Origin of the sequence: Paraburkholderia sp. SIMBA_030, from assembly GCF_046535245.1 — a bacterium.
In the GTDB taxonomy this organism is placed as follows: domain Bacteria; phylum Pseudomonadota; class Gammaproteobacteria; order Burkholderiales; family Burkholderiaceae; genus Paraburkholderia.
The window spans coordinates 253,189-265,819 of record NZ_JAWRXB010000013.1 but is presented as its reverse complement, the minus strand read 5'-3'; the positions used below and the strand labels follow the sequence as shown (position 1 = coordinate 265,819).

The window sequence follows — 12,631 nt, the reverse complement described above, 5'->3', positions numbered from 1 at the left end:
ACCAGTCCAAAGATGGTGTGGATGTCGTTCAGTTTCAGCGCATCGATGACGAGATGGAATCCGTCGGTCGTTTCGGTCGCCTGTTGTTTCAATGTCTCGTCTACTGTGGTGCTGTCGGCTTCTGCCATGACATCTCTCCTCCGTGGCGGGGCGTTGTGTGATTCGTGATATACAATATTCCACACACAGTATTAGTCAAGCGAGTTTTTTTCGAACGGACGAATTGCTGCATTGCAGCTTGGCTGCACGGGCTTGTATTTAAAGGCCAATGCGAGATGCGAGCGTTTGCACTGCACAAATCACCGGAGGAACCGAAATTGCACGGGCGCTGCATTTTTTGGCCACGGGTTTTGCAGGCATTGGGCGCGAAGGAGGAAGTTGGCCGGTGCGCTTGTCGAGGTCTCGCCCCATACGAGGGACGATAAAAAAGCACTGCAACGCCCAACGCGTTGCAGTGCTTAGCGATGCTTACAAGGTGCGGCGACCGGCTCCCAGGCGAAGCTTCGATCTCGCGCCGGAGGTGATTCCAGGCTCAGTCGAGGAAATCGCAGTTCGCTTCGACGAACGCCGCCAGCTCGAGAGAATGCTGGCGCACGAGACTCTCGACCAACTCGGTGTCGCGCCGCTCCAGCGCCTCGATGATGCGCATGTGATCGACAATCGAGCGCGACGCACGGTCGCTCTGCGAGATCGTCATTTTGCGAATCGCGCGGACATGGACGAACAGATTCTTCATCGTACCGAGCAGAATCTGCGATTGCGATAGCTGCACGATCGACTGATGAAACGTTATGTTCGCTTCCGAATACTCTTCGATATGCTCGGCCGGCGTGGTATCACGGAAGTCGTCGAACATGAGCCTGAGCGACGCGATCTCGCGGTCGGACGCGCGCTGCGTCGCGAGACGCGCCGCCATGCTTTCGAGCGCCGCCCACATGTGGATCATGTCGACGATCTCTTTCTTCGTCTTGCGCTGGATGTAGATACCACGGCGCGGCACCGTGCGCAGAAACCCTTCCTGCTCGAGCAGCGTCATCGCCTCGCGAACCGGCGTGCGGCTGACGCCGAGCGCTTCTGTGAGCTCTTTTTCGTCGAGCCGGATCTCTTCGTGCGAGCGATAAATGTCGGCTTCGGCAATCGCCTGCTTCAACTTTGCGTAGGCCTGGTCGCGCAGCGAAGCAGTCGCGTTGATCGGCACGAGCGTCAGTGGCAGAGCCGCTGGAAGAACATCGGTTTGCATATCAGCCATTGACAGTGCTTCCCAGTTTGAGAGGATTCGTTGCTAGGAACGCTCGAGCGAGTCACTTAAATATATCTAATACCATATATCACATATGGCGATTAGTCCAGTGAGTGTAATCCACCGGTTTTAGCCGACAGGCGCATGCCGTTCCGCACGCGCTATACGTATTAGCCAGGGAAGCGCAGAAAGCGACCTTGCAGCAAGCTGCAGGTCGCGGCGGCACCGTCGAACGCGGTGCGAAGGCAGGGTTGCCGCAGCAGCAGCCTACGCTGCCGCGGCAGGCGAACCCGGATGGCTCGGCTCGTGAGTTACGCGCTCACGTTGTCGTTCATTCAGGCGAGGAGCCACCGGACGACGGCTGCAGCCGCGCTTCAGCGACGACCACGCCAGCCGGCGCGCCCGAGTTCTCGATCCAACGCTTTCTCATGGGTGCAAGGACGAATTTCGCGGACACGGCTGCCGCGATCGAGACCACCGCTGCCGAGATGAACACCGTGCCCCACCCGCCGTTCGCCGACAGCACCGACGCTATCGGCACCAGCATCGACGCGGTCCCCTTCGCGGTATAGAGCGTCCCCGCATTGGCCGCGGCGTATTTGCTGCCGAACGTGTCCGCGCAGGTCGCCGGAAAGATCGAGAAGATCTCACCCCAGCACAGGAACACGATGGCCGCGAAGAATATGAATGCGTACGGATCGTGGCCGAACTGCATGAGCCCCAGCAGGGCGACGCCTTCGCCGAGAAAGATCATGAACATTGTGTTTTCGCGGCCGATGCGGTCCGACAGAAAACCGCACAAGGGACGCGTTAAGCCGTTGCACAGATTGTCGATCGACAGCGTCATCGTCAACAGCGGCAGGGTAATGCCCATCAGATTCACCGGCAGCGTGGCAAAGCCGAATTCCTTCGCGATCGGCCCAAGCTGCGCGGTCGCGATGATGCCGCCGGCCGCGACGAACACGAACATCAGGTACAGCACCCAGAAGAGCGGCGAACGAATCATCTCGCCGGGCGTGTAGTCGATCCTGGTTGCGACCACGCGTTTGGCCGCGACCGCGGCTGTGGGCGGCTTCGGCCGTATCAGCATGGTGGCGAGCAGCAGAATGCAGACGCCCTGGAAAATGCCGAAGAACATGAACGTGTGCTCGTAGCCCGAACGCTGGATCATGTTGGCGATCGGAATCACGGTGACGGCCGCGCCTGTGCCGAAACCTGCCGCCGTCAAACCGGCCGCGAGACCGCGCTTGTCCGGAAACCATTTGAGCGCCATGCCGACGCAGGTGCCGTACACGCAACCCGCACCGATACCGGCGATGATTGCCGCGACGTATAGCGCGGCGAGGCTGCTCGCATGCGCGTCGATGATCCAGCCGAGCGCCGCGCATAGCGAACCGCCGATCACAACCGGGCGCGGCCCGAACTTGTCGACGAGCCAGCCTTCGACGGGCACAAGCCACGTTTCGGTGACGATGAAGATAGTGAACGCGGTCTGGATCGCCGCCTGTCCCCAATGGTGCGCGTTGTCCATTGGTACGACGAACAGCGTCCACGCATATTGCAGGTTTGCGATCAGCCCCATGCACACGATGCCGATCGCCAGTTGCACCCAGCGGTTATGCCTGAACGCCGTACTACCACTCCCGGCTACGTTGGGATATCCCATGTCTGCGTCTCCTGCAGGTTCCGTCGCGCTCAAGCGGCACGTTGGACTTACGTCATCGAATCGCTTTATCGCCGGTTTGCATGTTGGCAATGAAGCGCCACTGGTCGGCCAGAGGGAATTGCACTAACGAAAACCCTTGCCAGCTAGTCGCGCAACAGATGAAGAAAAGGCGTTGCGCGGGCGGCGGGTCTAAGGGCATGCTGCGCGAGAACAGTAATCAGCGAAAGTTAAAATATTTTATGGTTTGCATTAGGTATCCCTAATACATAGGGTTGCTATCCCACAGTGTGGGTTCATGAGAAATGCGAAGGTGCGCCAACTGAAAAGTCTTCGAGACGGTTCGTAGTTCGGGGCGCTGCACATACATAAACAAAACGCTATCGTTATTCACAATAACTTTAACTGTTGTTTATTTATGCTCGCTCCTATTCTTGGTCCATGCCATCTGCCTGAAGGAGACGACCATGAACCCCTCCCGATTCGACACTTACGACAGCACGCAAGATGCGGAAGTCCAGGCGCAACTGTGTGCCTATAACACCGCTTTCGACGAACTCGGCCTGCGCTTCCGTTGGGATGCGCGCACGCTGGCATCGCTGGCCACGATCGACGGCGAAGAGGCGCGGATCACCGCGTACATCGAAACGCACCATGCGCATTTGCTGAACGCGTATAGCGCCGAGTTTCTGAGCCGGGCCATTCTCGAGAAGAAGAACGCACGCTATCCGGCGTGCTTGCCGGTGCGCGTCGAAAGCACACCGCATCTGAGCCACGTGGCACCTCAGCCACAGATGAGCAGCCGGCGCGAGCATGCGTCGTACGACATGGAGTTGCCGGCGCTGGCGGGTGTTTAGACGCGGGGCGAACCTGTGTCAAGCGACACGCGTCGCGTCGCGCAACGGAAGCGCGCTCAGGCTGCTGCAACGACGTCGATGTGCAACGCTTCCCCTCCGGCCGCAATCCCGAGCAGGCGGTCGACGTTCGGGTGCGCACCCGGACGGCCCATACTTCATCAGCGCATTGTCGAACGCCTGCGCGACTTCGGCCATCGGTTTCTTCTCCCAATCACCGTCGATCGCTATGTGATCCGTAGCCGGTGCGTCGCATTGCGGCGAACGACGCGCGATCCTACGCAATGTCACATCTCGGTCATCTGAATCGCAGTCGGCTCAGTTAAGGACGCTCTCCGTCACCTGATCGATAGCGCATCCTTTTTGCTTAACAAAAGTGCTTTTCGCAAGAACGATTTGCGGGTCGGCGGTAAGCCCGCCACATGAGCGCAGCTGCCCTGCCGACCAGCGGAGGAGGCGCTATGCAAGGAATCAACGACAGGGTATGTGTTGCAATTCTTGCCGTGGTAATTGCACTGCTTACATCATGCGGCGGGCATGGAGACGGCTCGAATAGCGGCAGTGGCGCGGCCAACCCGACGGGCGGCATTCATCTGCAAGTTGTCTCGTTCGGCGACAGCCTGTCGGACGTCGGAACCTATGCGCCGATCGCCAGCGCGCTAGGCGGGGGGCGTTTCACGACCAACCCAGGGCAAGTGTGGACCCAGGATGTCGCGCAATACTACGGCGATACGCTAAGCGCGGCGTTTACGATCGACGCCACTCATAAACTGAGTGCGCAAAGCGGCCTCGGCTATGCGGAGGGCGGCGCCACGGTGGCAACGCCGGCAACCCTGTACGATTTTCTTGCCGACCTGATTGGCAACATCGAAATGCCCTTCAATCAGCAGGTTTCGAGCTATGTGGCGACCCACGGGAGTTTCAACTCCAGTCAACTGGTGCTGGTCTGGGTCGGCTCGAACGACGTGCTTCGCGCCGGGGCGCTGCCGGCCGCGGCGCAGACCGTTCAAGCGGCGGCAACCGCCCTGGCTCAGGTTGTCGGACAGATCGTCCAGGACGGCGCCACTCATGTCGTGGTGGTCAATGTCCCGAATGTCGGACTATCGCCCAAAGGCGTCGCCTCACCCGACGGCGGGGCAAACCTGACCCAGTTATCGCAAATCTTCAACGATAGCCTGAACGCTGCCTTGCAGGCCAATGGCCTGCAAGGCAAGGTCATCCAGATCGATTCTTATACATGGGTGAACCAGATCGTCGCGAATTTCCGGGCCAATGGCTTCACCGTATCTAACACCGGCGTCGCCTGCGACCCTGCGAAAACGCCCGATGCGACAGCACTGCTGTGCTCGCCGAGTACCTACGTGACGGCCCATGCCGATCAGACGTACATGTTCGCCGACGACCTTCATCCGACGACGCATCTGCATGCACTGTTCGCCCAGTTCGTGGAGCAGCAGATCGCCAAGAGCGGTCTTGGTCACTAATAATGCATCGCCATGCAACGCGTTCTAATAGTCAGTGGAATAGTCCTCATCGCCGCAGGTCTCGGCTGGCGGTGGCTGTCCCAGCTCCCGCTCGGGCGTCTGCCCGGCGACGTCAACATCGTACGGCCAGGGTTCAGCTTCCATTTTCCGCTCGTGACGTGCGTCGTTATTTCGGTCGTTCTGTCGATCCTGATCTGGCTGTTCAGGCGATGAGCCCGAGACGCTTGTTCACAAGAAGACGGCCACAGCCGCGCGAATTGACGCTAGCGATCTGCGGCCGTTCTAGCTAGCCGACTAGCTGGCGGGAAGGCATCAGCCCGTCGCCGCGCCCGTTCCGCCCGCCTCTGCCTCCTTCCTCTCGAGGCGCAGATACATATCGGCCGCGACCAGCCCGAACACGATATGGCAGATGAAGCTCACCCACCCGCGGGCCTCCGCGAACCACGGGAAAAACGCGGTCATGCCGTAAAAATTGACCAGGTACACGGCCACGCCGAACAGCCCGCCGGCGAGCGACGCCATTCCGACGCTCGAATCGAGGCTGAACGGCACCATGATCACCGCGAGAATGACGGCGAACGCGATCGCCAGCATGAAGTGGACGATCAGCGCCACCAGCATGATGCCGGCGTCGAACGTCGCAGGCTGTGCCAGCGTATTGCTGCCAAGGACGATCGCCGCGATCATCCGTGGCGGCCCCCATGGGCTCTGCCCCATCGCCCACATCGCGAGGAGCTCGAGCACGAGGAACACCGCGCCTGCCACGCAGCCGCCGATCACCGCTGCGCGCCAGTCCGGCATGCGGCGCGCAAAATGGTGCGAATGCATGTGAAGTTCCATGATGACCTCCTTGAGCGCGGCAGATTTGCACCGCTCTCGCTAGCCATTTTAGGAGAACCTGCAAAAAACGTGCGGCGGCGACCTCCAGTAGCCGCCGTTTGCGCTCACTGCAATCCTGAGATTTTGCGGGTGAATTCGGCCGTCACGTTGGGACTCGTGGCTATGCCGAATACGGGGTATGCGGTCGTGAGCCCGCTAGCAGCGAGGCCCATGTAATCGCCGAGGAAATGGCCACCTGCCACCGGAGCGTTAAGTATGTTGAACGAGGCTGTGGTCAGTTGCTGCTCATTGCCCCAGTTGGCGGAGTTCGTGCACGGGGTGGAGGTAGAGCAGAAGAGCGCGAAATAGTCGGTGCCCTCGAAACGGGCAGGTGTGTTCGTGTCGTTACGGAAGTCGTAGTAGGTCACCACGATCGTCTTGCCGTCGCCCGATGCCACCACCGCGGGAATGAAAGCCTGCTGCCGGCACGGGTTCGCGGCATTCGCCGGCGTCTTGTTGATCATCACCGGCGTCGACCAGGTGGCCCCGCCGTCATCCGACTCGCTGAAAGCGATCCCGTCGATCGGGGTTGACCCAGTGGGCGTGGTGCAGGTGGCCGTCAAAAAGCGATCGTCCTGCCAGGCGAGATAGATTGCCCCTGTGACGGGGTTCACAGTGACACTATAGAGAATCGAGGCATCGCGTACCGGCTGGCCGGTGTCCGGAGTGACCACGCCGACCGCCTGAATATCGCTGGCGAATGTCGATCCCGTCCAGCTCCCGCCCTTATCCGCGGACTTTATGTAGCCGATGTCAACGCCACCCGCCTTCGTGACATTGATCGCGGTGAAGAAATCGAGCAGGGTCCCATCACGCAACACCCGCACGATGTTGTCGATCGTCTGTGCGTTCGTGCCCGGCTGGTAGATCGGGGCGGCCGTGCTCCAGGTCACGCCATTGTCGATGGATCGCGAGAAGAAGCTCGGGCCGGTGAAATTAAACTTGAAAACCGGGGCAGCGCCCGCTGCAGCGTTATGCAATTTGCGCGCGATCAGGACACCATCGTTTTCCGCGAGCAACTGAGCGGCGTCTTTGGTTTGCGGGAAAACGCTCAGTTGGTCCCACACCGCATAGACGTAACCGTTCGCGGTCGGATCGGCGGTGAGCGAGTTCTTGTCATTTAGCACGTGCGGCGAGTTGCTGCGGATCAGCGTAACCGGAGATTGCCACGTCGCGCCGTGGTCGACGGAGCGGCTGACCAGCATCCCGCTATTTCGTGCGCCAAACGGTGTCGTTGGCTGCATGGGGTCCAACACCAGCGAGAAGAAGAACATCTACAGAAACACACTAGGCCGCGATAACCGCATTGGTGTGAAAAATTCGTTACGGATGCCAGTTCGTCACGCGGCGTTCCGATCCCTATTGACGTGGTATAGGGCTTGCAGATGGGCTGTCAGAGCATGTATGCGCTTGCAGAAGCATGGCGCCCCGGGAACAACGTTTCCGATAAGAAAGATCGCTCGACACGTAACATGCACCAACTTTGCACACGCTTCATGACCATCCCAGCGGCGCGCGAACGATCAAATCACGAGTCTCAAACCTGCCAGCAATCCGCCACCGCGCCCATCGATCTCTCCCATCTACCTCAAATGTTATGATCGGAAACACCGAACGCCTCTAAAAGCGCGCATTTGAGCCACGCCCCATGGATACCCATCTCACCAAACCGCCTGAGCAATCCACGACCGACCTCGGCCGGCGCGTCCGCGCCGCGCGCCAGGCGCAGGACTTGACGCTGGAGACCGCAAGCCGCCTCTGCGGCGTGTCGCGTTCGACGCTGTCAAAAATCGAAAACGGCCTGATGTCCCCCACGTTCGACGTATTGCAGAAAATCGTCCTCGGTTTGAAGATCGAAATCGGCGAGCTGTTCGGCTCCACACCGAAGGTCAGCGCCAGCGGCCGTCGCGCGCTGACCCGCAAAGACGCGGGCCAACGTCACGCCTACCGCGGCTACCAGATGGAACTGCTCGCCACCGACCTCGCGCACAAAGCGATGCTGCCGTTCCGCATCCGCATCTCCGCGCACACGCTCGACGCGTTCGACGACTGGGGCCGTCACGAAGGCGAAGAATTCCTGTACGTGATCAGCGGCAGCGTGTGCCTCTATTCCGAGTTGTACGCGCCGACGCATCTGAACGCCGGCGACAGCCTCTACTTCGACAGCCGCACCGGGCACGCCGCGGTGTCCACTAGCGACGAAGACGCCGAAGTGTTGTGGATGGCGACCAGCGCGGACATCCCGCAAGTACCGCCTGCTGAGTCGCCGAAAAAATAAAGCTCGCGCATGAGCGGCGCTTTAACGTGTTTCAACGCGCCGCCAACGCCCGCTGCGCCAGTTGCGCAATATGCAGCGCATGACGTCCAGTGCCATGTTCGATCTGTTCGCGGCAACTAAAACCGTTGGTCAACACGATCGTTTCTTTCGATGCACCACGCACTAAAGGAAACAGCTTGTCCTCACCGATCTTCTCCGACAGCGCATGATGCTCGGCGTTAAAGCCGAACGATCCCGCCATGCCGCAACATCCCGTATCGAGCAATGTCCATTTGACGCCGAGCTTCGTCAGCAGCGCGGTGTCGCCTTGCATGCCGAACAACGCCTTTTGATGACAATGCCCATGCACGACCACGTCCGCTTCGAGCGTCGGCCAATCGAACGGCTGGCGCGCGACGAAATCGGAGAATAGAAAAGTCTGCGCCGACAGCTGTTTGGCCAGCGCGTGATCGGGGAGCTGCTTGAGCAATTCGTCTTTCAACACCGACAGGCAACCCGGTTCGAGACCGACCAGCGGCACACCGGCGGCGATATCGTCGGCGAGATCGTCGAGAATGTTCGTCAGCAATTCGCGCGCGCGTTCGAGAAGGCCGAAGTCATACAAGGGACGCCCGCAGCACAACCGTTTCTTCGGCAGCACGACGTGCCAGCCCATTTGCGTCAGTACGTCAGCAGCGGCTTGCGCGACGTCGGGCGTGAAATGATCGTTGAACGTATCGACCCACAGAATGACTTTCTTCGCTTCTTCGCGGTCGCGAGCGGCACGCTCATTCTGTGGCAGGCGGTGCGCGAGCTGCCGATACGTTTGCGGCGCGAACTTCGGCAATTCACGCACTTGCGCCACACCCGCGACCCACTTGCCCACTGAAGCCAAGCCCGGTGCCGACGTCATGAAGTTCATCAAACGCGGAAAACGCGCCGCCCACGGTGCCCATTCGCCGATCCGTCCCATGAATAACGCCTGACGCGGTCGACGATTCGTCTCATAGTAATGCGAAAGAAATTCCGCCTTGTACGAAGCCATATCCGTATGCGTCGGACAATCGGATTTGCAGCCCTTGCAGGCAAGACACGTATCGAGCGCTTCTTTCACTTCGCGGCTTTGCCAGCCGTCGGCGATCACGTCGCCTTGCAACATTTCCCAGAACAGATGCGCGCGGCCACGCGTCGAATATTTCTCTTCACGAGTTGCGCGATAGCTCGGGCACATCGTGCCGCCTTCGAGCGAACGGCACTTGCCCATGCCGATGCAGCGCTCGATCGCGCGTTGGAAACCGTCGCCCTCCTGACTGGCGAACGTCAGTTTCGTTTGCAAGGTCACCGGCTTATAGGTGGGACCTACGCGCAGGTTTTCGTCGGCGCGATATGCATGCACGACCTTGCCCGGATTCAGGCGGTTGGCCGGGTCCCAGATCGCCTTGAACTGCTCCATCGCCTGCATCAGTTCGGGGCCGAACATGATCGGCAGGAACTCGGCCTTGGCCTGGCCATCGCCATGTTCGCCCGATAACGAGCCGCCGAATTCGACCACCAGCTCCGCCGCTTCGCGCAGAAACTTGCGCCACGTCGCGACGCCTTCCGCGCTGCGCAAATCGAAGGTAATGCGTGCATGCACGCAACCGTCGCCGAAATGGCCGTACAGGCTCGTCTCATAGCCATAGCGATCCACCAGCGCCTGGAACGCGCGCAGATAATCGCCGAGGCGCAGCGGATCGACCGCCGCATCCTCCCAACCGACCACCGGATCGGGCGTGCCCGGATCGACCGACAACGCCACCGCCGATGCCCCCATTTCGCGGATCGACCACACCTTCGCCTGCAACGCGCGGTCCTCGACGAGCATCGCCGACACGTTCGGCCCTGCCTCGCCGGATGCGAAATAGTCCGCCGCCGCTTGCGCCCGACGCACGGCGTCCTCCTGCGTGTCCGCACCGAATTCGAGCACGACCCACGCGTCGCCTGCCGGCAGCAACGCGATCTCGTCCTTCTTCAAAGCGCGCGCCTGCAGACCGCGGATGATCGCGCGGTCGAGTCCTTCGATCGCGATCGGCGAACAGCGCATGAAATGCGGCACGGCGTCGGCGGCGGTGTAGATGTCGGTGAAACCAACCACGATGATCACGCGTTTCGCCGGACTCTTCACGAGCCGCACTTTCGCCTGCAAGGTCACGGCGCAGGTGCCCTCGGTGCCGACCAGCGCACGCGCGACGTTGAAGCCGTTTTCCGGCAGCAGTTGATCGAGATTGAAGCCCGACACGCGCCGCCTGATTTGCGGGAATTTCGCGCGAATCAGATCGGCGTAGGTGTCGCGCAGTTGCTTGAGGGCGGCGTAGATTTCGCCCCGGCGGCCGCCCGCCGCGATGATGCGCGCGAATTCATCGTCCGGGGTCGGGCCGGCCCAGAAACGCGCGCCGTCGAAGGTCGCAATTTCCAGCGCCTCGACGTTTTCGACCGTCTTGCCGGCCATCACCGAATGCGCGCCGCACGAGTTGTTGGCGATCATGCCGCCGAGCGTGCAGCGGCTGTGCGTGGCCGGATCGGGCGCGAACGTGAGACCGTGTTGCTCGGCGGCGTCACGCAAGGTGTCGCAAACCACGCCCGGTTCGACGACGGCCACGCGCGCCGCCGGATCCACCGACACCACGCGATTCACGTATTTGCTCGCATCGGCGACCACCGCGACGTTCACGCATTGGCCGTTCTGCGAGGTGCCGCCGCCGCGCGCGAGGAACGGCACGTCGTTGCGGCGGCATGCGGCGACTGTCTCCAGCAGATCGTCGACGTCGGCGGGCACCACGACGGCGAGCGGGACTTGCCGATAGTTCGACGCATCCGACGCATACAAGGCTTTCGAGCCTGCGTCGAAGCGCACTTCGCCACGCACGTGGCGGCGCAGATCGGCTTCAAGCGCCTGCATGACGGCGGCAGTGCCTTTAAAAGGCCGCGCGACCGGTTCCGCTTGCGCCGCGTGACGCGCTGCATCGTCCATGACGTTCACGCCTTGCTCTTCATCGATTGATGTTCCCACCGCGTCTCTCATGTCTCGCGCCCAACGCTCGCCCTGCCGCCCTGCACTCACGCAGCCTGGCTAGCGGTCATCTTGAAGATGCCCTGTGCGTTGCCCGCATCGAAACGCAGGTCCGTTTCCCAGCGGCGTGCGTCCTGATCGAAGGTCCGCTTACGCGTGATGAACTCGTAGAACGAACCCGGTACCTCGCGCGTCACCATGCTGCCATCGGCCGCGCGGAATTCGCGCCGCACGATGTCCGCGCGATAGGCGGTCTGAAACACGCGCCCCGAACGCGAACGCTCGACTTCCAGCTTCATCGGACGACCCTTCGCCTTTTCGTCGTCGGAGAGTTTGAACACGTCGGCGACGCGGTCGGTGGCGTGATTGAACGCATTGCCTTCGGTCGCGATCCACGCCATTTCCGCCGATTCCTTCAACAATACGTCGTAATCGGCTTCGCGTGGCGTCTCGTGCTGGCGCGCAAATGCGCCGACGATCACCGGCAGCAACGCATGCGCCGCGTCGAGCGGCAGCACGCCTTCGCGTTCGAGCTCCCACAACTGAGCGGCGGCTTGCGGCGTCAACGGATCGCACGACGCGCCGATCACATTCGTCACCGCCTGCTGGAATTCCGCCGAAAAACGCTCGGGATGCAATTCGCTGACGAAGAATTGCGCGATCTCGTCGGGCGCGTCGTCATGGGCCCACGCGCGGCCGGTCATGCCGAGACGGTCGAGTGGATAGCGACCGTTGATGCTGAAGCCGAGCGGACGCAGGATGCGGGCGAACGCGGCTTCACCCGGCGGTAACGCACCGCTGTGCTGCCAGCGCACCGTGCGTAGCGCGCCGTGGTCGAAGTACACGCTGCCGCCGGCGGCGATCGTCTCCTGCGTGTATTGGCGGCCGTTGGCGGAGCGCATCAGCAGGTCTTCGAACAACGCCATGTTCATTGCCTGGGCGAGTTCGGCGCGCGTCACGACGCCGTCTTCCCATTCGTTCAAAACCACCGGGTGGTTCAACGCAGCGAACAGCGTCGCCGTCCTGTCGGCGCCGAGCAGTTTCAGCAGCAATTGTTCGACATTCGCATTCTTGATGTTTCGCATATCGGTTCCCGGGTGACGCGTTGGCGCGGATTCGCTCGTTTCATTCGAGGGGCTTGCTGGCGTGGCTTCAAGGCGCAAGCGCGGCATCGTTGAAGGCGAGATTATTCAAATTCGCGAGAA

10 protein-coding genes and 1 pseudogene are annotated in these 12,631 nt (G+C 61.1%); 4 read left to right on the top strand and 7 right to left on the bottom strand.

Features of this window, described 5'->3' with window-relative positions; all coding sequences use genetic code 11:
- Nucleotides 1-532: 532 nt before the first annotated feature.
- Both SB772_RS23470 and oxlT read right to left on the bottom strand, forming a co-directional pair.
- On the bottom strand, nucleotides 533-1,249 hold the full coding sequence (locus SB772_RS23470) for a GntR family transcriptional regulator (protein ID WP_410835587.1): 717 nt from the start codon (nucleotides 1,247-1,249) through the stop codon (nucleotides 533-535).
- A gap of 322 nt (nucleotides 1,250-1,571) precedes the next feature.
- Nucleotides 1,572-2,906 carry an oxalate/formate MFS antiporter gene (gene oxlT, locus SB772_RS23465; protein ID WP_410835586.1) on the bottom strand — a complete coding sequence of 445 codons (1,335 nt, stop codon included), beginning with the start codon at nucleotides 2,904-2,906 and terminating at the stop codon, nucleotides 1,572-1,574.
- A gap of 464 nt (nucleotides 2,907-3,370) precedes the next feature.
- Between oxlT and SB772_RS23460 the strand changes: the two genes are divergently transcribed.
- The gene (locus SB772_RS23460; protein WP_410835585.1) at nucleotides 3,371-3,760 is read left to right on the top strand and encodes a hypothetical protein; all 390 of its coding nucleotides are present in this window, start codon (nucleotides 3,371-3,373) and stop codon (nucleotides 3,758-3,760) included.
- Between the two features lie 56 nt (nucleotides 3,761-3,816).
- Here the strand turns inward: SB772_RS23460 and SB772_RS23455 are convergent.
- Nucleotides 3,817-3,906, bottom strand: a pseudogene (locus SB772_RS23455) (DUF2322 domain-containing protein); the annotation flags it as partial.
- Nucleotides 3,907-4,218: 312 nt separating this feature from the next.
- On the opposite strand from SB772_RS23455, the gene SB772_RS23450 reads away from it, so the two are divergent.
- Both SB772_RS23450 and SB772_RS23445 read left to right on the top strand, forming a co-directional pair.
- Nucleotides 4,219-5,241: an SGNH/GDSL hydrolase family protein gene (locus SB772_RS23450; RefSeq protein ID WP_410835584.1), complete on the top strand. Its 1,023-nt coding sequence runs from the start codon at nucleotides 4,219-4,221 to the stop codon at nucleotides 5,239-5,241.
- 12 nt (nucleotides 5,242-5,253) lie between these two features.
- On the top strand, nucleotides 5,254-5,454 hold the full coding sequence (locus tag SB772_RS23445; protein ID WP_410835583.1) for a DUF2905 domain-containing protein: 201 nt from the start codon (nucleotides 5,254-5,256) through the stop codon (nucleotides 5,452-5,454).
- A gap of 99 nt (nucleotides 5,455-5,553) precedes the next feature.
- Here the strand turns inward: SB772_RS23445 and SB772_RS23440 are convergent, their stop codons facing one another.
- Both SB772_RS23440 and SB772_RS23435 read right to left on the bottom strand, forming a co-directional pair.
- Nucleotides 5,554-6,081, bottom strand: coding sequence for a hypothetical protein (locus SB772_RS23440; RefSeq protein WP_410835582.1), 528 nt, complete (start codon nucleotides 6,079-6,081; stop codon nucleotides 5,554-5,556).
- 104 nt (nucleotides 6,082-6,185) lie between these two features.
- Nucleotides 6,186-7,394, bottom strand: a complete 1,209-nt coding sequence (locus SB772_RS23435) for a sialidase family protein (protein ID WP_410835581.1) — start codon at nucleotides 7,392-7,394, stop codon at nucleotides 6,186-6,188.
- A gap of 374 nt (nucleotides 7,395-7,768) precedes the next feature.
- Between SB772_RS23435 and SB772_RS23430 the strand changes: the two genes are divergently transcribed.
- Nucleotides 7,769-8,398, top strand: a complete 630-nt coding sequence (locus tag SB772_RS23430) for a helix-turn-helix domain-containing protein (RefSeq protein WP_410835580.1) — start codon at nucleotides 7,769-7,771, stop codon at nucleotides 8,396-8,398.
- A 31-nt stretch (nucleotides 8,399-8,429) separates the two neighbouring features.
- Here the strand turns inward: SB772_RS23430 and SB772_RS23425 are convergent, their stop codons facing one another.
- Both SB772_RS23425 and SB772_RS23420 read right to left on the bottom strand, forming a co-directional pair.
- Nucleotides 8,430-11,426, bottom strand: coding sequence for an FAD-linked oxidase C-terminal domain-containing protein (locus tag SB772_RS23425; protein ID WP_410835579.1), 2,997 nt, complete (start codon nucleotides 11,424-11,426; stop codon nucleotides 8,430-8,432).
- Nucleotides 11,427-11,473: 47 nt separating this feature from the next.
- Nucleotides 11,474-12,511 (bottom strand): DUF1338 domain-containing protein, encoded by a 1,038-nt coding sequence (locus SB772_RS23420; RefSeq protein WP_410835578.1) that lies wholly within the window; start codon nucleotides 12,509-12,511, stop codon nucleotides 11,474-11,476.
- Nucleotides 12,512-12,631 lie beyond the last annotated feature (120 nt).

Bases quoted from the DNA above. Each gene is read 5' to 3' on its own strand.
- SB772_RS23460 (WP_410835585.1), top strand. From the start codon at position 3,371: ATGAACCCCTCCCGATTCGACACTTACGACAGCACGCAAGATGCGGAA.
- SB772_RS23435 (WP_410835581.1), bottom strand. From the start codon at position 7,394: ATGTTCTTCTTCTCGCTGGTGTTGGACCCCATGCAGCCAACGACACCG.
- oxlT (WP_410835586.1), bottom strand. From the start codon at position 2,906: ATGGGATATCCCAACGTAGCCGGGAGTGGTAGTACGGCGTTCAGGCAT.
- SB772_RS23450 (WP_410835584.1), top strand. From the start codon at position 4,219: ATGCAAGGAATCAACGACAGGGTATGTGTTGCAATTCTTGCCGTGGTA.
- SB772_RS23430 (WP_410835580.1), top strand. From the start codon at position 7,769: ATGGATACCCATCTCACCAAACCGCCTGAGCAATCCACGACCGACCTC.
- SB772_RS23470 (WP_410835587.1), bottom strand. From the start codon at position 1,249: ATGGCTGATATGCAAACCGATGTTCTTCCAGCGGCTCTGCCACTGACG.
- SB772_RS23445 (WP_410835583.1), top strand. From the start codon at position 5,254: ATGCAACGCGTTCTAATAGTCAGTGGAATAGTCCTCATCGCCGCAGGT.
- SB772_RS23420 (WP_410835578.1), bottom strand. From the start codon at position 12,511: ATGCGAAACATCAAGAATGCGAATGTCGAACAATTGCTGCTGAAACTG.
- SB772_RS23440 (WP_410835582.1), bottom strand. From the start codon at position 6,081: ATGGAACTTCACATGCATTCGCACCATTTTGCGCGCCGCATGCCGGAC.